The organism is Phycicoccus sp. 3266 (assembly GCF_031456495.1).
Lineage (GTDB): Bacteria > Actinomycetota > Actinomycetes > Actinomycetales > Dermatophilaceae > Pedococcus.
Map to the genome: position 1 here is coordinate 527,598 of NZ_JAVDUW010000001.1, position 22,280 is coordinate 549,877.

Below are 22,280 nucleotides of genomic sequence, written 5' to 3' on the forward strand. Positions count from 1 at the left end.
GCTGACCGCCATTGGCCACCGCTCGGCATGATCCCCACATCGTGGTGCGCGTGATTGGTTGTGTCAATAACATTGACAGAACCAATCAATATCGATCAGGGTGCGCTCATGCCAGACACCCCCCGACCGGCGCGTGTCCGTGTCCTCTCGCTCCCCGTGCGCGGCTCTCTCCCCGGCCCGGAAGGACAGCTCCCGCCACTGAAGCACGTGCGTCGCAGCGTCGTCCCGAGGCTCGCCGAGGCGGCGTCGGCGCAGATGCGCGAGCGTGTCGGGCGTGGCCGGCTGGGCAGCCCGCTGCCCTACGGCATCCAGAGCGAGTACGACCGGGGCACCGCTGACCTCGAGCTTCCTGCGCTCGAGCTGTCCAACGGGCTGGTGACCGCGACCGTCCTGCCGGGCCTTGGCGGGCGCGTCTGGTCGCTGGTCGACCACACCCGCGACCGGGAGCTGCTCTTCGTCAACCCGCGGCTGCGGTTCGCGAACTTCGGCCTCACCGACGCGTGGTTCGCCGGCGGCATCGAGTGGAACCTCGGGTCCACCGGGCACACCACCCTCTCCTCGCGACCCGTGCACGCGGCGGTGGTCGACGGCCCTGACGGCCCGGTCGTGCGCCTGTGGGAGTGGGAGCGCACGCGCGACCTCGTCATGCAGGTCGACCTGCGCCTCGACGGCACCCGGCTGCTCGCCTCGACGCGGGTGGTCAACCCCGACCCGCAGCCCAAGCCGCTGTACTGGTGGACCAACATCGCCGTCCCGGAGACACCGGGCACGCGCGTGCTCGTCCCGGCGACGCACGCCTGGCGCACCGACTACACGGGGATGCTCGACCGGGTCGAGGTGCCCTTCCCCGACGGTGACGTGGACATCAGCCGGCCGCAGGCGTCGACGTATGCCGCTGACTACTTCTACGAGGTCGCCGAACAGCAAGGGCGGCTGGTGTGCGCCGTCGAGCCCGACGGGCGCGGGCTCGCGCAGACGTCGACCAGTGAGCTCACCGGCCGCAAGCTCTTCCTGTGGGGCACGGGCCCCGGTGGCCGCCGCTGGCAGGAGTGGCTGAGCACGCCCGACACCCGCTACCTCGAGATCCAGGCGGGCGTCTGCCAGACCCAGCTCGAGCACGACGTCATCGAGGGCGGCGCGACCCGGTCGTGGACCGAGGCGTTCGTGGCCGTCGACCTCGACCCTGAGCAGGCCGGTGGGGAGTATGCCGCGGCGTCCGAGTCCGCGCGCGCGGCGGTGCACGCGACCGTGCCGCCGGCCGAGCTCGAGGAGGTGCAAGCACGGTGGCTGGCCGAGGTGGCCGAGCTGCCGCCCGGCGAGCTGGTGCAGACGGGCTCGGGCTGGGGCCACGCGGAACTGGTGCTGCGCGGCCAGGACGCGCCGGCGGGGCTGGTCTTTCCCGCCGTCGAGGACGCGAGCGCTCCGCTGGCACGGTTCGCGGCCGGGGACGTCTCGGCGCTGGACGAGGTCCCCGCCGACGCACCGACCATCCCGCCGGTCTCGGCGCGCTGGACGCAGGCGTTCGCGACCGCTGATGAAGCGGCCACCGGCGACGGCACCGCCGAGCAGGCGTCCGGCCACCAGGGCGGCCGCAGGTCGGACGGGACGGGCGACACCGCGGACGGCGGCTGGTGGCTCGCCTACGCGCGAGCCGTGGGGCACCACGCCCGCGGCGAGCTCGACGCTGCCCGCGCGGCATACGAGCGCAGCGTGGAACTGCGGCCCACGGCACCCGCGCTGCGGGGGCTCGCGGTGCTCTCGGCGGACGTCGACGAGGCGGACGCGCTCTATGCGCGGGCGCTCGAGCTGGCGCCCCGGGACCGGCAGCTGTGGACCGAGCGGCTGGTGGCGCTGCTGGCGGCGAAGCGGCCGGACGCGCTGGTGCAGGCGGCCCAGGGCATGCCGGAGGACCTGCGCGGGCACGGGCGCACGCAGCTACTGCTCGCGCAGGCGCTCGTCGCGCGGGGCGACCACGAGGCGGCGCTGGAGCTGCTCGGCACGCTGGAGGTGCCGGACCTCGCCGAGGGCGACATCCCGACCGCCGAGCTGTGGCACGTGCTGCGGCCGGGCGAGCCGGTGCCCGAGCGGCTGGACTTCCGGATGTCGCGCGAGGCGTAGGGCGGAGGGTTCCGCAGGCTCGAGAGGACGGTTGGGCGCTGGGTCGGGTGCGGCCGCACTGGAGTCGGGGTCCGCTCAGGTGGGGGGAGCTCAGGTGGGGCGGAGCTCGGCAGGCAGCTCGATGCCGTGCTCCTGCGCGTACCGGACGATGTTGGGCATGATGACGGCTGCCTGGGCGCGGGCCTCGGCGGTGGGCGTGAACGCGACGTACTGGCCGCCGGCGTACTGCACCGGCGTGTGACCCGGCTGGATGACGAAGGCGTCGCCCGCGGAGTAGACCTCCTCGGTGCCGTCGGGCGCGCGGATGCCGAACTTGCCCTTGATCACGTAGCCGACGTGGTGCGCCTGGCACAGGTCGCCCTCGCCGCCGCGGTAGAACGGTGCGAGGTCGAGGTCCGTGAGCGTGCGCTCCATCGAGACGGTCCAGCCGTCGATGTCCTGCTCGTACGTCTCGAGGTACCCGGGGATGTGCAGGTGCGTGGCCCGCTCCTTGGACATGGTCGTCATGACGTCTCCTTCGTCGGCGGTCCCTGCACTCGGCGCGGTGCGCCGCTCCGAACCACGCTGTGCCCGGGCAGCGGGCGGCCACAGGGGCGAAGGTCCTTGCGCCACCTCGCGGTAGCGGCAGGTGGGGAGGCCTAGGGCGTCGGCTCGAGGTCGGCCCGCGCCCGGGACTCGACGGTGATCGTGACCGAGCTGCCGAACGCGTGCAGGAGCGGCCCGACGAACGGCAGGTCGGCCTCACCGGTGAGCCGGACGACCGCCGTCTGCCCGTCCGGGCTGCCCGTCCCGGCGGACACCTGCCAGGCGCGCATCGCCGGAGGCAGGGGTCGGGCGGCCAGGTAGTCCGTCGCCGTGCGCCGGACGGTGTCGTCGCTGACCGCGACGGCGTCGTCCAGGCCCGACCGGTAGGCGCCGAGGTCGAAGGAGTCTGCAGCGTCGAGGGCTGCACCGTCGGCGGCGTCGAGCAGGCGCACCCGGGAGAGCTGCGCCGACGTCACCGCCACCGTCCCCATGATGAGGAGGGCAGCCACGAGGGTGTACCCGAGGACGAGCAGGGTCACCTGTCCGGACTCACCGGCGGCGCCGCGACGACGCAGACGCGCGCGGACGCCCTTCTGCGGCAGCGCGCGCCGCGCCGACCTCCTCATGGCGTGCCCCGGAAGCGGTCGACCACGGCGACGTGGCTGGCGGTGACCGGGACCTCGAGCGGGAGCACGTCCCTGGCGAACGCCGGAACCAGCGGCAGGGGCACGGTCACGGTGGCCTGCATGGTGATCCGGCCGTCGGGACGCAGGCACGGGTCACCGTCGCAGCTCATCGTCAGCAGTCCGTCACCGCGGAATCCCTGGTCCTCGAAGGCGATCCGGGCCGCGGCGTCGGCCCGTGGACCGGCATCCTCCTGGCGCTGGGCCGTCACGTACGCGCGGCCGGCCTCGCGGACGGCTGCCGACGCGGCATACGACCCGGCCTGGAGTCGGGCGAGGACCATCACGCGGTAGATGAGCGGCACCATCATCAGCACGGCGAGGAAGACGAACTCGACCAGGGCGCTCCCCCGCTCCCCTCCCGCGCGCAGACGCGCGGTGGTGCCGGCGCGGAGCCGGTGCAGCACGAGCCGTGTGCGCAGCGTCACTGGCTCTCCTCGAACGCGCGGCCGACGACGTCGAGCCCGGCGTCGGGGCCGAGCGGCCCCAGCACGGGCAACGGCGCGACGACGCGGACGACGACCACCGCGACCCCGTCGGCCTGGCCGACCGACACCGAGACGTCCCGTGCGAACCGCGGGGAGAGCGACTGCGAGATCAGCTCGCGCGCACGCTCGGCTCCGACGCCCGGGTCGACGTCGGCGCGGGCGCCGAAGCGCGCCCCCTCGGAGGCACAGGACACCAGCGTGTTCCGCACGTGCAGCGCCAGCCCCAGCTGGAACACGGCCAGGAACAGCACCGTGACCACGATCCCGACCAGGACGAAGTCCACGACCGCTGCGCCGCCCTCGCCGCGCGGCGTGCGCGGGAGGGCCGGGCGTCGGGGCACGGTCAGCCCGTGACGTTGGACATCGCGCGGTGGAACATGGCTTCGAGCTCGCTGCCGGCGACCTTCCAGAGGACGGCGACGAGCCCGGCGGTCATCAGCGTGATCATGACCCAGCCCGGGACGTCGCCGCGCTCCCCACGGCGCACGACGTCGGTGAGGGCCCACTGCGTGCGCAGCAGGGCCTTGGCGAGGACGGTCATCGGTCTTCCTTTCGTAGCGGCTGTCGTCGGGACAGGGCCTCAGATCGAGAAGCGCAGGAACGCGAATCCCGGGTAGACGGCGAACAGGACGGTGACGGGAAGGACGAGGAAGACGACCGGGACACTAAATGTCAACAGTTACCTGTTATGATTTTCCCCATGAGGGCAGCCATCTACGCGCGTCAGTCGCTCGACAAGAGCGGCGACTCCCTCGCGGTCTCCCGGCAGGTCGCCGAGTGCCGCGAGCTGGCAGAGCGCAACGGCTGGGAGGTCGCGGAGGTTTACCAAGACAACGACCGCAGTGCGACCAACGGCAAGCCCCGCCCCGAGTTCGCCCGGCTGCTCGAGGACCTGCGGGCCGGCCGCCACGACGTCCTCATCTGCTGGCACACCGACCGGCTCTACCGACGTCTCCGCGACCTCGTCGACCTTGTCGAACTGGCAGAGCGCCGCTCCATCAAGATCGCCACGGTGCGGGCGTCGGACCTCGACCTCTCGACGCCGGCCGGCCGGATGGTTGCCTCTCTGCTCGGCTCCGTCGCCTCATACGAGGTGCAGCAAAAGGCGGCGCGTCAGATCGCAGCCAACCGACAGCGCGCGCAGAACGGCCTGGTGCTCTGGGCGCGTCGCCCGTTCGGGTTCGATCGCGACGGGACGAGCGTCAAGGTCGTCAAGGGCGAGGCTGCCGAGATTCGCAAGGCCGCCAAAGCGGTCCTCTCCGGGGCCACGCTGGCGAGCGTCGCTGCGGACCTCAACGCACGAGGCGTGACGACGACCCTTGGCAAGCCCTGGACCGTCACAGCAGTGCGTCGCGTTCTGCTCAATCCACGCACCGCGGGGCGCGTCGTGTCCAAGGGTGAGGACTACGGCGGGGATGCGCCGGCCATCCTCGACCCGGAGACGGCCGATCGCCTTGGAGCGCTGCTGCGCGATCCCGCACGCAAGGCCGCTCCCCCGTCGACCGAGGTCAAGTACCTCCTGTCGGGGCTCGTGCGCTGCGGCCGGGAGTCCTGCGACGACGCCGTTATGTATGCGACCTCGAACGCCAAGGGCGTGACCGTGTACAGGTGTCGGACGTGCTACGGCACGCGACGGCTGGACCTCGTGGACGCCGTCGTCATGGGGGTGCTCGTGGAGCGCCTGAGCCGCCCTGACGCTCTCGACCTGCTCGCCACCGATGTCGACGTGACGGACCTACGCGAGAAGGTCGTGGACGCGCGCCAGAGGCGCGATGCCCTCGCCGGGATGTTGGCGGACGGCCTGCTCTCGCCCGACGCTGCGCGCACACAGGCGCGTCGCCTGACGGACCTGATTGACCAGCTCGAGCGACAGATCGCCGACGCGACAGGAGCCGACCCGCTTGCGGTGCTCGCTCAGGCTTCCGACGTGGCTGCGGCGGTGGAACGAATGAGCCTTCGCGAGCTCCGGGAGGCGATCCGAACCCTCATGAACGTGCGTATTCTGCCGTCCGGCAAGGGTGTGCGATTCGACCCTCGGCACGTCGCACTCGAGTGGAGGGAGCGATGACGGCTCCGACAGTGGTCATCCGATGTGCGGTGCGCGGATGCAACCGGATCCTTGGCCGCATCGGAGGTGAAGCGCCCCAGCAGTTCCCACCTTCGGATGACCCTGCCTGGACCGACCCGACACTTGGCGTGTGGGTCGAGGGCTGCCGCAAACACGGAGGGGTCCCCCGGACGCTAGATGAACTCGATGGACGCCGGGCGGACCGAGGACTGGCGCCAGCCCAGCCGGGCCAGCTAATGCACTCGGTGCCATGGAGGGACCTACGACCGGCTTGGGCACGATCGCGTCAAACGGGCACCGAAACGGACTACGTACTGTCACCCCGTTCCCGTAGACTCTGACCACAAGTCAAAGTCGCCCGTCTGGCCAACGCCGTAGACCTCCACGTATGGGCATGCGTGAACCGAAAGAAGGTTCACCATGCCCTCTGGCATTCCTGAGGACATCGCGGCCACCCGGCGACACCTGCGGGCCGCTAAGGGCGTAGCCGTTCGGCTCGGACGAGTCGATGAAGCGGCTCGTCTGGACGCCGAAATCAGAGCCGCAGCGCTGGCCGACCACATCCAGAGGACAGTCGACGCTGCGCCGCCCTTGACCGCCGAGCAGAGAGACAAGCTCGCCCTCTTGCTGAGGGGCGGTGCCACCAATGGGACCGCAGCCTGACCCTTCCCCCGCCGTTTCGGGCGTGCTGTGCGTCGACCTAACCCCGGCCGTGGACGACTTTGGCTTCCTCGACACTCGAGCCGCCTCGATGATTGCGCTCAACGTCCCGGCCGGCGTCCGAGTTGAGCTCAACATCGGGCAGGCAAAGTCGCTTGTCGACATCACCCTCGGTGAGCTCATCAGGGCCGTTCGTCCGGCGCGTGAGGTCGTCGTGATCGGCAACCACGCGGCCGGGGTTGGCGCCCTCGTTGGCGCCCTGCGGGTGGCCTTCGCGCGCAAGGACAGCGCGGCATGAGGGCCTCTGTCCGCTACACGCGCGGGCAGCGGTACGGGCTCCTCCGCGGCGTGCCGGGGTGGTGGCTCCGCGACCAGAAGGTGCCTGCGCTGCGGTCCCCCATGCACGGTGGCTTCTGGGTCCACTGCAGTCGCATTGCGGACCTGGTAGCCCGAATGGAGGCCGTGGGGGCGAAGGTCACCTATGCCGAGCGGGAGGCGGCATGAGCCGGGTCTGGGCGCGCCACTATCAGGACGATTGGCAGGCGCGCGCTGGCGACAGGCGCCTGCCCTACTGGCTTCGCGTGGCTGCGGCTGCCTACGGAGCCCACGGTGAGAACGGGCACGCCGTGTTCAAGCGTGGGCAGCTCGCGCTGATCCTGGCGACGGTCGACCACGACACGGGCGAGGTCCAGCCCTACGGGCACGTGGGGCGCGCCATTGCCGACGCGGTGGAATTCGGATGGTTGGAGGACGGGTCCTACTGGGGATGCCTCATCGTCCCAGCGCACAGCATCCGCCGAGGCGACCTGATGCGACGACCGAACCCGTGCCCCTTGGCGCCCCGGCACGCGCGCTTCGCGAGTGCGAACACGCCACTGGACGGCGGATACGACTCTCATTCATCAACCCCACATGGCGGCTTCGCGGCTCGAACACGCCACGTGGTGGCGGTTTCCACGCCTGAGCACCTCTGTTCTGATTCTGTTTCCCACCCCGCACCCAAGGCTGCGTCATGAGTGCCAGCAACGAAGCGGCCCAGCAGGACGTGATGGTCGGCTGGGTGGCTCCCGCCATGTGTCACAGCAGGTTCGCGGCAAGCCTCGGAGAGTTGATGTGGACCGAGTCCACAAGAAGGCGCATCGGCAACTCGGTCTACGTCCCCAGCGGCCCACAGGTATCGGCCGCCCGAACCAGCTTGGTCGACCGCTTCCTCGCCTCTGCGTTGACCTGGCTGCTGATGCTCGACAGCGACATGACCTTCACCCCCGACGACATGTACCGACTGCTGGACTCCGCCGACGCGCAGCAGCGTCTGGTCGTCGGAGCCATGTATCGCAGCACGGGTCAGGACATAGGCATAGCGAACCTGGAGTGCGGCTGGTTTGACGACGACCACCCGACGGGCGCACTGCTCCCCAATCCCGAGACCGCTCGCGGGCTGATCCCCGTGGACTTCGTCGGGGCCGGGGCCATGGTCGTGCACCGCACCGTGTTCGAACGCGTCGCCCAAGACAACCCGCGACCGCAGCCCTGGTTCCAAGAGGTCGTGCGCCACGGCCGAGTCGACGGCAACGACTACGAGTTCTGCCGCCGCGTTACCGCGGCAGGCATCCCCATCCACCTCAACGCCGACGTGCGCCTTGGACACATCAAGCCCGTCGTCGTTCGCGCAGAAGGACTGACCCCCCGATGACCAAGCCCTACCCCGACAAGCGCCACGCCCGTGTCCTCGTCGAATGCAAGGCCAAGGGGTGCACTGCAACCACGCTGGCGCACCACATGTTCGCCCAAGCCCTGATCGACCGCGGCTGGCCCTGCCCCGACCACGAGGCCCCGACGCTAGATCCTGAGCTGTCGCACCGGCCCGGCTGCCGAGGAGGCGGCTCGGTCACCCGACAAGCGGATGGGTCAATGCTCCACGAGTGCGGCAGTTGTCACGCCACCTGCGTACGCCGTCCCAGCCAGCCCGAGCAGGCAGGGGGCGGACGATGACTCCCGAATGGCAGCGCATCCGCAAGGCCGAGTACCACGACGACGGATGCCCCAAGCCCCAGCCCAAGCTGATCCCGATGAAGCTCGGCGACCAGCTCGCCCACTGCTCAAGCTGCCTGTCCCGCTGGATCGTCCACGCGGACCAGCACCTCGAGACAGGGCAGCCGAGTCGACGTGCCGCGCACACGGGCTTCGTATGCCGTGCCCACTTCTCCTCCGTCACCCCAGGCGGCAAGGGCTGCGCAACGTGTCAGCAGGAGGCCGAGGCCCGCACGCGTCGCCGCAGCAGGCGAGGTGAGTCCGCGTGAAGGACGTTTCTTTTGTGCGGCGCCCCCATCGTCCGCGCCGCAAAAACCCTTTCTCTCCCCGCGATTTTTTCCACGAGATACTCGGGAGAGGTGACACAGAGTGAGCGTTCTCTGCTCCAAGTGTGGCAATCCGTTCGCGCCTCCCCGGGCGAGTTGGCGTGGCGGCCGTCCACGGACCCGATGCGACGCCTGCCGCAGCAACCACGCGAAGATCGATGGCAAGCGGTGGCGAACCCTGCGCCAGCAGATCCTCGCCGGCAATCCGCCCTGCGCGGTGCCGAGCTGTGGCCGGCTTGCTACGCAGGTCGACCACATCGTCGCGCTGTCCCAAGGCGGGGCGCCGTACGATCTCGGCAACCTGCGACCGATCTGCGGCCCCTGCAACGCTTCCAAGGCGTCTCGCGTCCGAAACGACCTCCCAGGGCTCGAGGAGGGCGTCCCCGCCCCGAGGAGCTACCCGTACGTCGTCGAGCACGGCAACGCCAAGACGACCTACTACGCCGACGGGACCCAGCACACCGAGTCGAATCTCCGGTGGTCGCTGTGAAAGCCCCGGAGCTCTCTGTGTGTGTAAGAGGTTTCGAGGGCGGGGTCAATGGGGGCCGCAAACAAAAAGAAACGGCTCCCCCTCGGCGTTTCTGGTGCGCGGTTGATGCTCGCCTCAGCCATAAAAGCGCGGTCCTCTGATGGCCACTCAGCAACAGCTCAGCGGGGCCGTGCGCGTGCTGCGGTGGCTTGCGTCAGAGCTTGCCAGCGATCGTCACCCGTTGGCCCACGTCCCGCAGCAGTTGGCCGCAGCACTGCTCGCCCAGCCCGAGCAGACGTGCCGGCTGTGCGGTGGAGAGCTCCCTCCCCCGACTCGCACGGGTCGGCCGCGAGTGCGCTGCCTGACCTGTTCGCCTGCTCGCCGCAAACTCCCCGCAAAGTCCAACGTTGCGGCATGACCACTACTCACGAGGAGCACGAGAATGCCTAGAAACACCGGCTGCCGGTGCACGGTGCCCATCAGCGAGGTCGCACCGACCACCATGTACGCCAGCGACATCGAGGCGTGGGCCGCTCTGAACGGCGTGCGCCTGGTCGAGGACTACCTCGGCCGGCAGGCCATCTCACTCGAGGACGCCTACAAGGTGCGCGAGCGCCAGAAGGTCGCAGAGGCCGAGGCCCAGCGCAACGCGGAGTTCCGGGCGGCGGTCTACACGGCCCAGCAGCAGCGTGAGCACGTCTACGACCGCGCCTTTGCGACCGCGCTCGCCGGCACCGCGGCTCGTCGTGAGGACCTCATCCACGCCAAGGCGGTCGCATGGAACGCGGTTGCCGAGGCCGAGCGAGACCTCCCCCGAGAGGTCCGCGACCAACTGGGCGGCGTCTCCCAGTCCTTCCGCACCATCCAACCCGTCTGAAAGGCCCGATCACGATGACCGGATCCGTCGAGAGCTCCTCCCATGCCCGCGGGCTTGGCGTCTTCCCGCCCGAGTGGGGCACGCCGCCTGGCACCACGTTCAGCGAGGAGCGCGCGCTCTGGGTCGCCATGAACATCACTCGCCGAGGGGCGACCTCCCAGAGGGCGCTGCGCCGGGTGGAGGAGATGCGCATGCGCGACCTTCGGCAGAACATCCTCGAGCTCGCCCGCAAGCGCTCCCTCTGACCCACAAACCCCTGCGTCAACGTCACCGCCCCGGGTGCTGCATTGCTCATGGTCCCGGGGAGCACGGAACGAAGGACGGCCACGAAGCCCCCACTTCCTGGGCCAGTCGATCCTGCGCAGCAGGACGCTCAGACCGAACCTGAGCGCGGTGGCGCCCCCATCCTTGGGGGCGCCACCGAATGCGCGATCCGGCCCCGACCAGCGATGTTGCGGTTCTGGAGTGTGCCGATGTGGCACCATTTGGCTCCTCGACGCTTGGGGGGTCCACACAACGATGCCTGACGATTGGCTGACGCCAGCGGACCTCACTGGGCTGCCCAAGGAGGTCCGGGACGCCATGAAGGTGCTCTACAACGAGGGTTGGGGCATCCGGCGTCAAGGGCACGGATACCGGGTCAACTGTCCGTGCAGTCGCGAGGAGGGCGGCCGAAGCTTCCCAGTCCCGGGCACGCCCCCGAACCCTGGGAACGTTGCAAGACGACTTTTGCAGAATCGGGAACGTTGCCCCGACGGTCATGAGTTAATCAAGTAGTCCCGTTGTCGTTTGACAACAGGACGTGGGTTCTGTGTACTACACATATGTCAGGGGGAGGGAGACGAGTCATGTCCACCCAGTTCGAGCTGGCCTTCGTAACCGACGCCATCGACGAGTCCGTCGAGATGGAGCTCGTGTCGACCGTTGACGCGTTCGTCGGCGGCCACGGAAACGTCACCATCGTCACTCTCACCGTGCCAGGCCCGACCGTCATCGACGGCATGCACCGTGCGACCGCCACCATGAAGTCGCTGGGCATCGAAGTTCGAGCGGTCCATGACGACATCGTTGACCGGTCGCAGATCGCCTCGCGTCTGGGGACTTCGACTCAGGCAGTCGGTAACTGGGCGCGCGGCGAGCGGAGGCTCGCTCAGCCGTTCCCGGACCCCGTCATTCTCTCGGGCGGCGGTCTATGGCGCTGGCAGGAGGTCGCCGACTGGCTGGCGGATCTAGGCCGGCCGGTTGACGACTTGCGCCGACCCACCGCCCTAGAAGTTGCCCAAATGACGGTCCTGTTGGCGGCCGAGCAGAAGGCGGGGTCTTGCCGGACCCTGCGGTACCGGCCATCCGGTCCGCACCCCGACTTCGTCTTCACGTCGAGCGTCATCGCCGTCGCTCATGCCTCGATCTCGCACGCCACGAAGGCATCCCGCGTGGATCTAGCGGACGCCGCGAATTCAAAGCGCACTGACTTCGCCTTGGTTTCGTGACCGAGGCACCAGTCGGCAGGCCTATCGCCGATGCCCGCGAACTGCTCGGGCATGTGACGCTGCGGGACATCCTGTTCTATCGGGTCGACGCTGAGCGGCTCGAGGATGACGCAGCGCCGGAGGGCGACGAGAGGGACGAAGCCGATACCAGCTTCGCCATCCAGGAGCGACACGGTCCCGAAGTGATGGAGGTTCGGTGTCGGCTCGATTGGGCGGCGCGTGGCGGGCGCTACACGATCGACGCTGCAGCCCAATACGACTTCGATGAACCGCTCGACCTCTCTGCCGAGGTTGTTCGCGAGTTCGTGGAACGGGTCGGCGTCATGGCCGTCTATCCCTTCATACGAGAGGCGCTGCATCAGGCCGCGAGCCGACTCCGACTGGACGCGCCAATATTAGGGCTGCTTCAGGCAGGGTCCGTCCGGGTCACGGATGATCCGCCGGCTGTGGCCGACTCCACATTGCCGCCAGAGCTAAACGCCTAGCGTCGCTGCGTCTGCGGCACGTCCCAGCCAGGCGGCACGTCGTAGGGCTGCTTCGGGTCGCGACGCCAGTCGCGGTTCACGATGCGCCCTAGGCGCTTGAAGCCGAGTAGTCGGTACCGCACGCCGTCGATGGTGCACAGGGAGCCGTCGCCATCACGGATCCAGCCCTGCGTCTCGTATGCGTCCTTGGCGGCCTCGATGTCGATGTCCGGATGGAGCAGGAACGTTCGGTGGACGGGCTCGGTCGCGCGCATACCTCGACGGTACGGCGACCGTCCGACAGACCGCAGCGCCCCCGGCACGGCTCACCGGGGGCGCCGTTCTTCTGGGAGGTTAGGCGTTGACACTAACGGGCGAATGCCGTACCTTTCATCAAGCGGACCCGCCCCACACTCGTGGACATGGCGGGTCTAGCTGTTTCCCAGGGCCGTTAGAGGCACTCTAGTGGGGCACCGTTCACGTCCGATCCCTGCAAATAGTCGCTATACCAAGTCTTGGCGAAGGCCTTCGAGGGGTGTGGCTGAAGGTGCAGGTAGGTGACATAGGCCACCAGGTCAGCCATCTGAGTCCACTGCGACATTTTGCTGTCGTGAAACGCCGGATCCTCCACTACGTGCCGAGTGTCCAACTTGAGATCGCGGTGCGCGGCACGGTAGCCAAGGTCGCTTCCGTCCATGGTGAGAAACCCATAAGAGTCCGCCGCTGATAGCTGAGTGTCCGTCCGCCTGACGAGATCGCCGTAGACGTCGTACTTCGCCGCTCCATGCTGGACGCCGGTTACGCCCGGCAGGCGCTTGAAGATCGCCCCCACTGAGATGTCCGCACAGTCGCGCAAAGTCTCAAGGCACTTAACTGCCACCTCGCGCCCCAAGTCCTTCTTGAGAACCTGTCCGTTGGGCCCCCGGAACTTCGCCGGAGGGCGTGCGCTGATCCTGTCGCGCCCGTTGATGTATCGAGTGCAGTGCAACTCCTGCGAAACGGGAACCTTGTACTCACGCCAGAGGTACTTCCTCAGGTCAAGCCAGACACGCAAAGCGCCGCGCCAATTGACCGGGGCAACCTCTACCCAGCCGTAGACGACTAGGTTGTCGCCCACACCCCAGGCGCCCGAATCGTCCACGTAGATCAGCCTGCTTAGTTCTCCCACACCCGAAGCCTAGGTATGACGCACGCGTGTTGTGACAAAACGGAGAAAATGCTCCGCCGGGGTAGCAGGAACGTGTGGTGGACCGGCTCCCAGTCGCGCACCCGGGCAGGCTCGCTCCCTGCCGGGGTGCTGTGGCGCTGGGGTCGTGGTCAGGCTCGGCGCTCCTTGGTTCCAAGGAAACTCTGAACGCCCTCCGCAGTGTCTGCCAGGTGCAGCAGGTGCCGGGCGAGGCTGCGGGCCGCCGACGGGCTCAGGCGCAAGCGCTCGGGCTCACTGCCCCACGGAGCGTCGTCTGCCGACAGCTCGAGCTCCACGCGACTGTCCCGCGCGTCGCCGTAGACAAGGGAGCGGTGCACTTCCCCGTGGTAGTACGGCCGCACGACCCGAGAGGAGATCCCGAAGCCGCGGCCGTCGTCGCTCGTGACCTGCGAGACGGACAGGGACCGCGACTCGCACACCTTCCCGTGCTCCTCCACCGACATGCCGTTGGCAGGTCCAGACTCGATGCAGAAGTCGGTGCAGTAGCCCCAGACCTTCACGGTGTCGGCGGGGTCCTGGGGGTCTGGCGCCTCGCTGAGGTGGTTCGCTGCTGGGATCGTGTTCGTGGTGGTCGTGCTCATGGTGGTTACTCCGTCTGGTCGTGTTCTCCGTCCGGGAACTAGGACAGGGAAACGTTGACACTCGGGACCATCATGGCGATCTCCTTCTTGCCGCCGGCCTCCATCACGGCCCGGCGGCCGGTCTCGCGGACGTCCTGGGCCTGCGCGCGCAGCACCTCGGCCAGGGGCGTCCCGCGCTCGACGGCGATGATCATGCCGTCGACGAACCGGGCCAGGCTGGTGAGGCCGGTGCGGTCGGCCAGGCCCTGGAGGGCCGTCGGCAGGTTCGCCCCGGCGCGCGCATCGGCGAGGCAGCGTGCGAGCTCGGCGGAGAGCTCACCGTGGGACAGGCGGCAGACCCGCTCCAGCGCGCCGACCGCACCCTCCCCGGCGCCGACCGCGAGGGCCAGCAGCTCGGCGATCGTGGGGAACTCCGCCAGCATCCGCTGCTCGCGCCGCTCCGCCTCGCGGGTCAGCCACCGGTCCCGGGCGACCACGCCGGCACCCGCGCCGCAGAACGTGACGACCACCGAGGGCACGACCGAACCGCCTTGGCCGAGCCACATGGCAGCGCCGACCACCGAGCCCAGCACGAGGCCACCCGCACCCCAGAGCACCTGCTCGGCGCGGAACCGTTCCACCTCGGGGCTGCGCCCTGCCCGCAGGAGGCGGCGGCGCACGGAGCTCGCGCCGCCGAGGACCTGCTCGAGCCGGGCACCCAGCCCGGCGACGACGGGACGTGTGAGCTCGGCGAGGGCGCCGCTCCCACCGACCTGGCGGGCCGACAGCAGCCGGGACGGTCGGGGCGCGTCGCGCAGGTAGGGCAGCAGGCGGTCGTCGAGGGTCGCGCGGCGGTTCACCGGCAGCCCCCTCCACACCAGGACGAGGCCCAGCGCGAGGACCGCCCCGAGGAGCGCTCCCGGCCACGACACGACCTGGCCCAGCCCGGTCACCGCAGCACCCGCTCGTCCTCGGGGAGGCGCCCGATGTGGAGCATGAGCCGGTAGGCCACGAGGGTCACCGCCGCGCCCGCGGCCAGGACCAGCGCACCGGTGGTGGTGCTGTAGGCCGAGATCGACTCGGGTCGGGTCGCCAGCATGGCGAGGACCACCCACGGCGCGGCGACCGCGAGCCGGGCGGCGTTGACCGTCCAGCCCTGTCGCGTCTCCAGCTCGGCGCGGGTGCGTGCGTCCTCGCGCAGGAAGGTCGACAGGGTCCGCAGCAGGCGACCGAGGTCGCTGCCACCGACCTCCCGGGCAATGCGCAGGGACTCCACCAGCCGGTCCCCGACCGGGTCGCTGAGGCGCTCCTTGAGCCGGTCCAGGCAGTCCTGGAAGCGGCCGGTCGTGCGGTAGTCCTCCGCGAACGCGGCGAAGGCGGGCCGCAGCTCCTCCGGTCCGCGCCGCCCGAGCTGCCCCAGCGCCTCGGGCAGGGCGAGCCCCGCCCGTAGGCCCGAGGCGATGTTGTCGACGGCGTCGGGCCACAGGTCGCGCAGGCTCGCGCGGCGGCGCCGGGCCCGCGAGCGCACGAGGGCGAGCGGCGCATACCCCGCCATCAGGGCGAAGCACAGCGCGACCGGCGCCACCGAGGTCGTCGCGAGCACGAGCAGCAGGACGACGGCGAACGCCACGGCGCACCCCGTCACGAGGCTGCGCGGGCCCACCGACTCGTACCCCGCCTGCACCAGCTCGTCCCTCAGCCTGTCACCCAGCGTCGTGCGTCGCGGACCGGGTCGCACCGGCTCGGACGGCACCCACATCGACCACCACACGCAGAACAGGCCGCACCCGAGCAGCAGGCCGACGAGGATCCCGGTCACGTCAGTCCCTCCCCAGCAGGGCGGCCACGTCGTAGCCGGCACGCCGGAACCGCTCGGGGTGCGGCGGGAAGCCGTCGGCCCTGCGCAGCACGCCGTCGCGCTGGGTGAAGATGTCCGCCGTCTCGACGACGTCGCCCTCGACCCGACCCGGGACCGCCACCACCTCACGGACCCGGCGCACGCCGTCGTGCTCGAGCGCCACGTGGACGACGAGGTCGATCGAGCCCGCCACCGTGGGGACCACGAACCGGCTGCCGACGTTCTCCCCCGCCAGCAGCGGCAGCGTGCACATCTTGGTGATGGCCTCGCGAGCGCTGTTGGCGTGGATCGTGCACATGCCGGGCAGCCCGCTGTTGAGGGCGATGAGCAGGTCGAGGCTCTCGGCCTGGCGCACCTCGCCGACGATCATACGTTTACACGACATACCCCTAAGAGATACCGTCCACCCATGGCGCGAAAAGGCGGCGGGAGCCGCCGGGTGATCGGCATGGTGCGTGTTTCCAAGGTCGGGTCGCGAGGGGACGAACTCCTGTCGCCCGATATGCAGAGAACGGCTGTCAGCGACTACTGCTCGATGCGCGGCTACGAGGTCACTGACTGGGTGGAAGCCCTGGACGAGTCGGCCTCGCAGGCGCGCTCTCGTTGGTGGGCCCGTCTGGACGAAGCGGTCGAGCGCGTGGAACGCGGGGAGGCCGACGGGATCGTGGTGTGGAAGTACAGCCGAGCGGCACGACACCGCCGTCGGTGGGCCATCGCGCTGGACCGCGTGGAGACGGCTGGCGGGGTGCTGGAGTCGGCAACCGAGCAGTTGGACACCACGACCTCGACCGGCCGCCTGGGGCGGGGCATGCTCGCGGAGGTGGCCGCTTGGGAGGCTGAGCAGAAGGGCGACGTGTGGAGGGAGGTGCACCGAAGCCGGATCGCCCGTGGCCTGCCTGCCAGCGGCCAGCGCCGCCTCGGATACGCCAAAAGCGGGGGCCGGTATGAGCCGCACCCGGTGGAGGCGCCAGTTGTCCGGCTCATGTATGAGCGCTACGCCTACCATGGCGACCGTCCGGCCCAGCTACGCGAACTCCTCCGCAAGAGCACCGGTATCGAACGCACGGAGCATGGGGTTCAGGCGATGCTCGACTCGGGTTTCGCTGCCGGACTGCTGCGGATGAGGACGACCGGCGAGGAACGACCGGGGGCTCACGATCCGATCATCAGCGACCAGCTTTGGGCTGACTACAAGCGGGCTCGCCATGCTGGCCGGCAGCAGTCATTGACGTACCGGCGGGGGGCTCAACCCCTGACGGGCATCATCAAGTGCGCCTGCGGCGCAGGCATGACGGCTGGAGTGGCTGGTTCGGGCGCCCGCACGTTCAAGTGCATTCGCCGCAAGACGTACGGGGCGGCCGCATGTCCGGAAGGTGCTGGGGCTGCCGAGGCGCGCGTCTTCGCGGCCGTGAAGGCCTTCCTTGCCACCGTCGCGGAGGAGGTGGATTCAAAGGCCCAGGCACTGGCTCAGGACAACCGGAGACGGGATTCGGTGCGACACCGTCGGCGGCGAGCCGAGGCTCGGGTGGCACGACTGGAGGCTGAGCTCGACAGGCTATTCGCCCAGCACGCCAGTCGGGAGATGACGCCAGCCTTGCGGCGTGCGTTCGACCGGAGCGCTGCCCGTCTGGAGGCGGAGCTGCTGGAGGCGCAGAAGGAAGCGAGCGCCATTGTGGTCCCGGGGCCACTGCCTGGGCCGGAGGTGCCCCGAACACTGCTCGGGTCTTGGGATGAGCTGGTGGCGGGGGACCCCCGCGGCCTCCGGGACGTGCTCGCAGCCCTCATCGGACGGGTGGAAGTCTCCCGTGACCGCGATGGCGGCCGTCTCAGCCGAATCGTTGTTACGCCACGCTGGGAGATGCCGGAGCCGGGCTGAGCCATTCAGCACGAGGGAAGACGTGAGCACCTGACAACCGCAACCCGGAGTGTGCACGCACCAGCGGAGCCTCTCAATCGCTCGCTGGTTGCCTGAACGGACCGGGGCCGAACTCTCTTCGCAATGCAGCCAGCACGTCCCCGAATGTGGAACGAACGTGTCCATGGGGGTAGCGGATCTGCTGGATCCCCGCCACGTTCGAGAAGGGCTCTACGCCTTCCTCCACAAGCATGATCGCGCGTGTCCAGCCCAACCGGCCCTGGAACAGCCCGGTCTCGTGGACAACATTCTCTCGCGGTCGGAGTTGTCCGTCCGACATCTCGTCCTCCGCAGTGAGGACGAGAACCGCGAAGGCTGCCCGCTGAAGCATGGTGTCGAGTACGTCGCGCACCGCATGGCCTGTTCGGGCCCCCGTCTCATACGCCTCAACTGCGTAGAGATGCTGCTCGTGCAAGTGATCCTTCAGGTCCCGCCAATCAGGCGCTCTGCCATGACCGATGAAGACCCTCGGGGCTTCTGGTAGCGCGGCAGGTGCAGGTGGGGGCTCTGGCGTGGTCGATTCGTCGCGGTGTCGCTCAAAAACCGCGAAAGTCTGTTCGATCGCCGCCCGCGATGAGGCCGTCACCGTGACTTCGGTGTAGTAGCCCAAGTGATAGAAGATCGAAAGGCCCAGCGGAGACTTTGACCTCTGGTGCGCGGCGTGGACACATGGCTTCCGGTATTGAGCGTAGAACTCGGAGGGATCTTCGAAGGTCCACTCCTCATGGCCGCTTATCGCCACTGTCGAAGTGCCCGGCGCCGGTGACGGTAGACCCAGCAGCCGCTCAGCCTCCTCGATAACCTCGGGCGCAAACTTGGCCCTGGGGTATTTGACCTTCTTCTGCACGGCCTGACCCTATCGGCCATACCCGACCGGAGCGGGTGAAACGGGAGCGCAAGGAGCACTTCAACCCTTACCGTCAGGGCATGGGGATCCGCACGATTGGCTCCGTCCTCGCCTGCGCGGGGCTCCTAGGGGCTTGTGCCCCGGAGTCTCCATCCGCATCACCAACGACGCCGCCGACAGGGATGACGCGCCCGTCAAGCTGCGATGACATCGACAAGCAACTCGCTCCCCTTGTTACCTCGACGGTCGACTGGATGGGGCAGACGACAGGGCCGCGCGCGGCGGACGTGCGGATCGCCGCCCGCGTCGTTGTTGATCATCCCGAGTGCTATGACGCGACCACCGTCGCTCGCGCTCAGGAGTACCTCGGCTAGGGCTAGAGGCCCGAGACCAGGCCCTGCGCACTCTCGGCGCACTCACGGGCGGACAACACGCTTAGGGGCGGGCTGACGCACCACGCGCCGTTGCGCCCGTCAAGCATCTTGGCCAGACACGCCAATGCCTGCTCCCACGTGAGCCAGTCCGCCGCGATAGCCAAGCCCGCCTCCGGAGCCACAACGATCGTGGCGCTCTTGGGCAGCGGTGCGAATGCCATGTGCAGCGTCTTGGGTGCCGTGGCGGTCATGCTCTCGCGCCCCCGTCTTGCATAGCGGCCGCCCTGTCAGCGGAGAGGTAGACGGCCCGGACCGTAGCTGGAGCCCATGCACGTCCACCTCGGGCGGTGGGCACGGCGTCGGCGTTCAGGCTCGCTGCGATGGCGGTCCAGCCGGAGCCGGCTTCCCTCTCCGCAACTATTCGCGAGCGCACGGCCTCGGGCAGGGTGAAGGGTCGCCCCATGTGTGCGCCGTTGCTGCGCCGCTTGGCCATGGCCTCGCGGGTGCGCTGTCCGATCAGCTCGCGTTCGAACTGCGCGACGGAGGCCAGGACGTGCGTCATGAGGGTGGACGCTGGGGAGGTCGTGTCGAGGAAGCCGTCTAGGAGGGCCACGTGCCACCCCTGCCCCTTCGCCGTCTCCGCAAGCACCGCCACGTCCCGCACCGATCGGGAGACGCGGTCGGTGCGCACGGCCAGGAGCACGTCGGCCTCTCCGCGGTCTAGACGGCCCAGTGCGTCGGCCATGCCCGGCCGGTCAAGCGACTTCGCGGAGACGCCTTCGTCGGCGATCACCTCAACGTCCCAGCCGCGTCTCGCGGCCTCCGCTCGGAGAGCGTCCTCCTGGGCGCCGAGCGATTCGCCCTCGGTCGCCTGCTCCTCCGTGGAGACACGCACATAGGCCAGGGCAAGGGGACGCTCTCGGCGGGCTCGCGCGGCGCGGCGCATGCGGTTCGTCATGCGCCCACTTTAACTAACCGACCCCTTAGTTAAAAGTAGTTAGCTCATATTGCTCACAACGGCCCTGCCGAGTCGCCCGTGGCACCGTTGGCGACCGCTTCAAATGCGGTTGCAGCGCCTAGGAGGAACAGGCGCTCGGCTTGTGTCGAGTCCAGGGCCTCGACCATGCCTCTTAGGGAAGCCGCGGCCTCCGCGGCGTGTTGACCGCCCAGCGCTCGACTCTCGTCCATGCGGCCAACGATGCCACGGGCAGGCTCATTTGAGCATCGCGTTCGCAAAGGCGCCGAGCAGGGCAGCCACCGGTCCGACCACCGCGGCGGTCTTCCAAAAGACCTTCGTATTCTCCTTGCTGTTGCGACGCCGCGCCCGCACCTCCTCGCGCGGATCCAGGTCCAACCAATCCAGGGGGGTGTGCCTGTCGCCCCACCGGTACAGCCAGCGTCCTTGTGCGCCGGCCCTCGCCAGCAGCAGGGCGATGCCAAGACCGAGGACCGCCAGCCGCAGATCGTGCACCCACCAGGCGAACCAGCCCGCGGCCGCGACAGCCGCCATGCCCCACACGACGCGCTCGATCAGCTCCCAGCCAGCATGGCTAGGCCACATGCGTGGCGTGGCCACCAGCACTCGATCCACGTTCCCGTAAACCTTCTGGGCCTCGGCGCTGTTGTAGAAGTCATCAGCGAGGTGGCGCTGCATCATCGCCCCTCTTCCGGTGATCATCACGGACAACTCCCAGCCGTCGTCCCGAGTGGCAACCAAGGTCACGAGTTGCTGGTGCACGGAAGACTGAGCGAACAGATCGTCCAAGGAGTCGCGAACATGCGTGCTGTCACCAACCGGAGGTGCGGCGATGGACCCAGACCTGATGACGACCCGGGCGAACGGCACGACGTTCATCCACTGCTCGATGTTCCTGAGGTCATCCGCCGAAACACGTCGACGCTCATACGAGGCGAGCATGTTGTCTCTCTCGGTGCCGTAGGTGACCCGCGGACCGAACAGCCAGTCTTGTCTTTCCAGCCACGCCCACATGGCGATGCCCTCCCCTGCTTGAGCTAGACCAACCCTCGGAGTCTCCCAGTCATCACGGCATGGGTCCGCACGTTGGAAGAATGACGGGGCCCCGCCCCCTCAGGCCTCGGAAGGCCGCTAGCCGTGTCAGGAGCCCGATTTAAGCATCCGGCGGCCGGTGCCAGCGCCCAACGCGCGCGAGGCGCCAGAAACGCTAGGAATCCCGCCGGTCTGGTGTCTCGGACACGGCGAGGGGAAGGCCTCGGACCGCCAGCAGGGCCAGCAGCTCGGCCTTGGCGTCTACGTGCAGCGGCGCACCCGCTAGGCCAGTGACCTCCTGGCGGAGGCGGTCCTTGCGGCCCCACCGCTCGGGGTACCTGCGTTCCAGCCACCATGCAGCGGCTTTCCACGACCCCTGGCCTGCCGTGTAGACCCCCGCAGCCGTTTCCGCCTCCGCCTGCGCCTGAGTCGTCCGGACGGCGTCGTGAAACGCCGCATACGGCGCGTCCGCCTCCTCGAGCGCGCGGCCCTCCGCATCCCTTGAGGCATCGCGACCACGGGCCATCCACGCCCGGTATGTGGAGCCGGAGATGCCGCTGGCTCGCGCAGCGACTGCGCCGTAAACGCCGGAGCCGATGAGCTCCACAATGCGGTCGGCCCGCTCCGGTGTGAGCTTGCTGGGGCGGCCTCGCGTGGTCATCGCAGCTCCGGCCGTGCGGCGCGGACGGCCTCCACCATGGCGTTGAGCATGGCGGGTGCGGTGTGCCCAGGTGGCACACGCCAGCCGCGGGTGAGGGTCTCGCTTCCGCGGAGGGCCCTGTCGAGCGTTTGCTCCAACGGGTCGGCGGCGAGTGCCGGTCCGCCTGAGAGGGCGCGGGCCCTTTCTGTTGCACCGGTCGCGGCGTCTTTCGCCGCGCGGAGGGCGGCGAAGTCGCCGCGTTGGGCTTCGACCATGTCGGCCAGCGCGTCGACGCGCGCCTCGACAGACTGACGGACGGCGTTCAACAGCTTCACGTACTGCGAAACGGCGGCCCGGGCCTCCTCCCTTGCCTCCTTGGCTGCCAGCTCTGCTCGGCGTCGTGCGACGACGGCGCGCAGCTCGGCCAGCCAAACCTCCGCCATCTGGAGGTCGGCTTCGGCGTCTCTCAGCTCCGCCCGGTGGCGGCGCATCGCCTTGGACGCGTCCATAGCGGCCGTTGGGTCTCCGCCCTTGGCCGCGGCCTCATGCAGCGCGGTGGCGTCGGACAGGGCGGTCGCGGCTTCATCGCGGGCTGTGGTGAGGGCGGCGATGTGCGCGACGAGGTTGGCCTCCCGGGCGGTCTCTTCGGGGGTGAGAAGTGTCGTGGTCATG

Annotated in this window: 26 protein-coding genes and 1 pseudogene; 11 read left to right on the plus strand and 16 right to left on the minus strand. The window is 69.2% G+C overall.

Features of this window, described 5'->3' with window-relative positions; genetic code table 11:
- The first annotated feature begins 207 nt into the window (after nucleotides 1-207).
- Nucleotides 208-2,118 (plus strand): DUF5107 domain-containing protein, encoded by a 1,911-nt coding sequence (locus J2X64_RS02645; RefSeq protein WP_310149203.1) that lies wholly within the window; start codon nucleotides 208-210, stop codon nucleotides 2,116-2,118.
- Nucleotides 2,119-2,208: 90 nt separating this feature from the next.
- On the opposite strand, the gene J2X64_RS02650 is transcribed toward J2X64_RS02645, so the two are convergent.
- The 5 genes from J2X64_RS02650 to J2X64_RS02670 all read right to left on the minus strand — a co-directional run bounded on the left by J2X64_RS02650 (nucleotide 2,209) and on the right by J2X64_RS02670 (nucleotide 4,355).
- Entirely contained in the window at nucleotides 2,209-2,625 is a 417-nt protein-coding gene (locus J2X64_RS02650) for a hypothetical protein (RefSeq protein WP_310149206.1), read from the minus strand.
- 131 nt (nucleotides 2,626-2,756) lie between these two features.
- Nucleotides 2,757-3,269 (minus strand): pilus assembly protein TadG-related protein, encoded by a 513-nt coding sequence (locus J2X64_RS02655; protein WP_310149207.1) that lies wholly within the window; start codon nucleotides 3,267-3,269, stop codon nucleotides 2,757-2,759.
- Nucleotides 3,266-3,754 carry a pilus assembly protein gene (locus J2X64_RS02660; RefSeq protein WP_310149211.1) on the minus strand — a complete coding sequence of 163 codons (489 nt, stop codon included), beginning with the start codon at nucleotides 3,752-3,754 and terminating at the stop codon, nucleotides 3,266-3,268. The genes J2X64_RS02655 and J2X64_RS02660 overlap by 4 nt, the downstream gene beginning before the upstream one ends.
- Complete coding sequence (locus tag J2X64_RS02665) at nucleotides 3,751-4,155, minus strand: pilus assembly protein (RefSeq protein WP_310149214.1); 405 nt, start codon at nucleotides 4,153-4,155, stop codon at nucleotides 3,751-3,753. The genes J2X64_RS02660 and J2X64_RS02665 overlap by 4 nt, the downstream gene beginning before the upstream one ends.
- A gap of 2 nt (nucleotides 4,156-4,157) precedes the next feature.
- The gene (locus tag J2X64_RS02670; protein WP_310149217.1) at nucleotides 4,158-4,355 is read right to left on the minus strand and encodes a hypothetical protein; all 198 of its coding nucleotides are present in this window, start codon (nucleotides 4,353-4,355) and stop codon (nucleotides 4,158-4,160) included.
- Nucleotides 4,356-4,514: 159 nt separating this feature from the next.
- Here J2X64_RS02670 and J2X64_RS02675 point away from each other — a divergent pair, with 159 nt between their 5' ends.
- From J2X64_RS02675 to J2X64_RS02715, 9 genes are all read left to right on the plus strand, one after another.
- Nucleotides 4,515-5,882 carry a recombinase family protein gene (locus J2X64_RS02675; protein WP_310149220.1) on the plus strand — a complete coding sequence of 456 codons (1,368 nt, stop codon included), beginning with the start codon at nucleotides 4,515-4,517 and terminating at the stop codon, nucleotides 5,880-5,882.
- A gap of 685 nt (nucleotides 5,883-6,567) precedes the next feature.
- Nucleotides 6,568-6,840, plus strand: a complete 273-nt coding sequence (locus J2X64_RS02680) for a hypothetical protein (RefSeq protein ID WP_310149225.1) — start codon at nucleotides 6,568-6,570, stop codon at nucleotides 6,838-6,840.
- Nucleotides 6,841-7,554: 714 nt separating this feature from the next.
- On the plus strand, nucleotides 7,555-8,235 hold the full coding sequence (locus J2X64_RS02685; protein WP_310149227.1) for a hypothetical protein: 681 nt from the start codon (nucleotides 7,555-7,557) through the stop codon (nucleotides 8,233-8,235).
- 295 nt (nucleotides 8,236-8,530) lie between these two features.
- Nucleotides 8,531-8,842, plus strand: coding sequence for a hypothetical protein (locus J2X64_RS02690; protein ID WP_310149230.1), 312 nt, complete (start codon nucleotides 8,531-8,533; stop codon nucleotides 8,840-8,842).
- A 100-nt stretch (nucleotides 8,843-8,942) separates the two neighbouring features.
- Complete coding sequence (locus J2X64_RS02695) at nucleotides 8,943-9,389, plus strand: HNH endonuclease signature motif containing protein (RefSeq protein ID WP_310149233.1); 447 nt, start codon at nucleotides 8,943-8,945, stop codon at nucleotides 9,387-9,389.
- 421 nt (nucleotides 9,390-9,810) lie between these two features.
- On the plus strand, nucleotides 9,811-10,245 hold the full coding sequence (locus tag J2X64_RS02700; RefSeq protein ID WP_310149234.1) for a hypothetical protein: 435 nt from the start codon (nucleotides 9,811-9,813) through the stop codon (nucleotides 10,243-10,245).
- A 14-nt stretch (nucleotides 10,246-10,259) separates the two neighbouring features.
- Nucleotides 10,260-10,490, plus strand: a complete 231-nt coding sequence (locus J2X64_RS02705) for a hypothetical protein (protein WP_310149238.1) — start codon at nucleotides 10,260-10,262, stop codon at nucleotides 10,488-10,490.
- Nucleotides 10,491-11,093: 603 nt separating this feature from the next.
- A complete protein-coding gene (locus J2X64_RS02710; RefSeq protein ID WP_310149240.1) occupies nucleotides 11,094-11,735 on the plus strand; it encodes a hypothetical protein in 642 nt (213 codons plus the stop codon).
- Nucleotides 11,732-12,220, plus strand: coding sequence for a hypothetical protein (locus tag J2X64_RS02715; RefSeq protein WP_310149242.1), 489 nt, complete (start codon nucleotides 11,732-11,734; stop codon nucleotides 12,218-12,220). The genes J2X64_RS02710 and J2X64_RS02715 overlap by 4 nt, the downstream gene beginning before the upstream one ends.
- On the opposite strand, the gene J2X64_RS02720 is transcribed toward J2X64_RS02715, so the two are convergent.
- From J2X64_RS02720 to J2X64_RS02745, 6 genes and pseudogenes are all read right to left on the minus strand, one after another.
- Nucleotides 12,217-12,474 carry a hypothetical protein gene (locus J2X64_RS02720; protein WP_310149245.1) on the minus strand — a complete coding sequence of 86 codons (258 nt, stop codon included), beginning with the start codon at nucleotides 12,472-12,474 and terminating at the stop codon, nucleotides 12,217-12,219. The two genes, J2X64_RS02715 and J2X64_RS02720, sit on opposite strands and share 4 nt — an antisense overlap.
- 176 nt (nucleotides 12,475-12,650) lie before the next feature.
- Entirely contained in the window at nucleotides 12,651-13,367 is a 717-nt protein-coding gene (locus J2X64_RS02725; RefSeq protein WP_310149247.1) for a DUF3800 domain-containing protein, read from the minus strand.
- A gap of 149 nt (nucleotides 13,368-13,516) precedes the next feature.
- Nucleotides 13,517-13,987 (minus strand): hypothetical protein, encoded by a 471-nt coding sequence (locus J2X64_RS02730; RefSeq protein WP_310149249.1) that lies wholly within the window; start codon nucleotides 13,985-13,987, stop codon nucleotides 13,517-13,519.
- Between the two features lie 38 nt (nucleotides 13,988-14,025).
- Nucleotides 14,026-14,910, minus strand: a complete 885-nt coding sequence (locus J2X64_RS02735) for a type II secretion system F family protein (protein ID WP_397444029.1) — start codon at nucleotides 14,908-14,910, stop codon at nucleotides 14,026-14,028.
- Between the two features lie 5 nt (nucleotides 14,911-14,915).
- Nucleotides 14,916-15,785, minus strand: coding sequence for a type II secretion system F family protein (locus J2X64_RS02740; RefSeq protein WP_310149256.1), 870 nt, complete (start codon nucleotides 15,783-15,785; stop codon nucleotides 14,916-14,918).
- A 1-nt stretch (nucleotide 15,786) separates the two neighbouring features.
- Nucleotides 15,787-16,209: pseudogene (locus J2X64_RS02745) on the minus strand (ATPase, T2SS/T4P/T4SS family); the annotation flags it as partial.
- A 24-nt stretch (nucleotides 16,210-16,233) separates the two neighbouring features.
- Here J2X64_RS02745 and J2X64_RS02750 point away from each other — a divergent pair.
- Nucleotides 16,234-17,700 (plus strand): recombinase family protein, encoded by a 1,467-nt coding sequence (locus J2X64_RS02750; RefSeq protein WP_310149259.1) that lies wholly within the window; start codon nucleotides 16,234-16,236, stop codon nucleotides 17,698-17,700.
- Between the two features lie 73 nt (nucleotides 17,701-17,773).
- Here J2X64_RS02750 and J2X64_RS02755 read toward each other — a convergent pair whose 3' ends face one another.
- The 5 genes from J2X64_RS02755 to J2X64_RS02775 form a co-directional block, all read right to left on the minus strand.
- Complete coding sequence (locus J2X64_RS02755; RefSeq protein ID WP_310149262.1) at nucleotides 17,774-18,586, minus strand: nucleotide-binding protein; 813 nt, start codon at nucleotides 18,584-18,586, stop codon at nucleotides 17,774-17,776.
- Nucleotides 18,587-18,962: 376 nt separating this feature from the next.
- Nucleotides 18,963-19,211 (minus strand): hypothetical protein, encoded by a 249-nt coding sequence (locus J2X64_RS02760; protein WP_310149265.1) that lies wholly within the window; start codon nucleotides 19,209-19,211, stop codon nucleotides 18,963-18,965.
- Nucleotides 19,208-19,918, minus strand: coding sequence for a recombinase family protein (locus J2X64_RS02765; protein WP_310149268.1), 711 nt, complete (start codon nucleotides 19,916-19,918; stop codon nucleotides 19,208-19,210). Before J2X64_RS02765 ends, J2X64_RS02760 begins: the two co-directional genes overlap by 4 nt.
- A 255-nt stretch (nucleotides 19,919-20,173) precedes the next feature.
- Nucleotides 20,174-20,950 carry a hypothetical protein gene (locus J2X64_RS02770; protein ID WP_310149270.1) on the minus strand — a complete coding sequence of 259 codons (777 nt, stop codon included), beginning with the start codon at nucleotides 20,948-20,950 and terminating at the stop codon, nucleotides 20,174-20,176.
- A gap of 675 nt (nucleotides 20,951-21,625) precedes the next feature.
- Nucleotides 21,626-22,279: a hypothetical protein gene (locus J2X64_RS02775; RefSeq protein ID WP_310149274.1), complete on the minus strand. Its 654-nt coding sequence runs from the start codon at nucleotides 22,277-22,279 to the stop codon at nucleotides 21,626-21,628.
- Nucleotide 22,280: the final 1 nt, after the last annotated feature.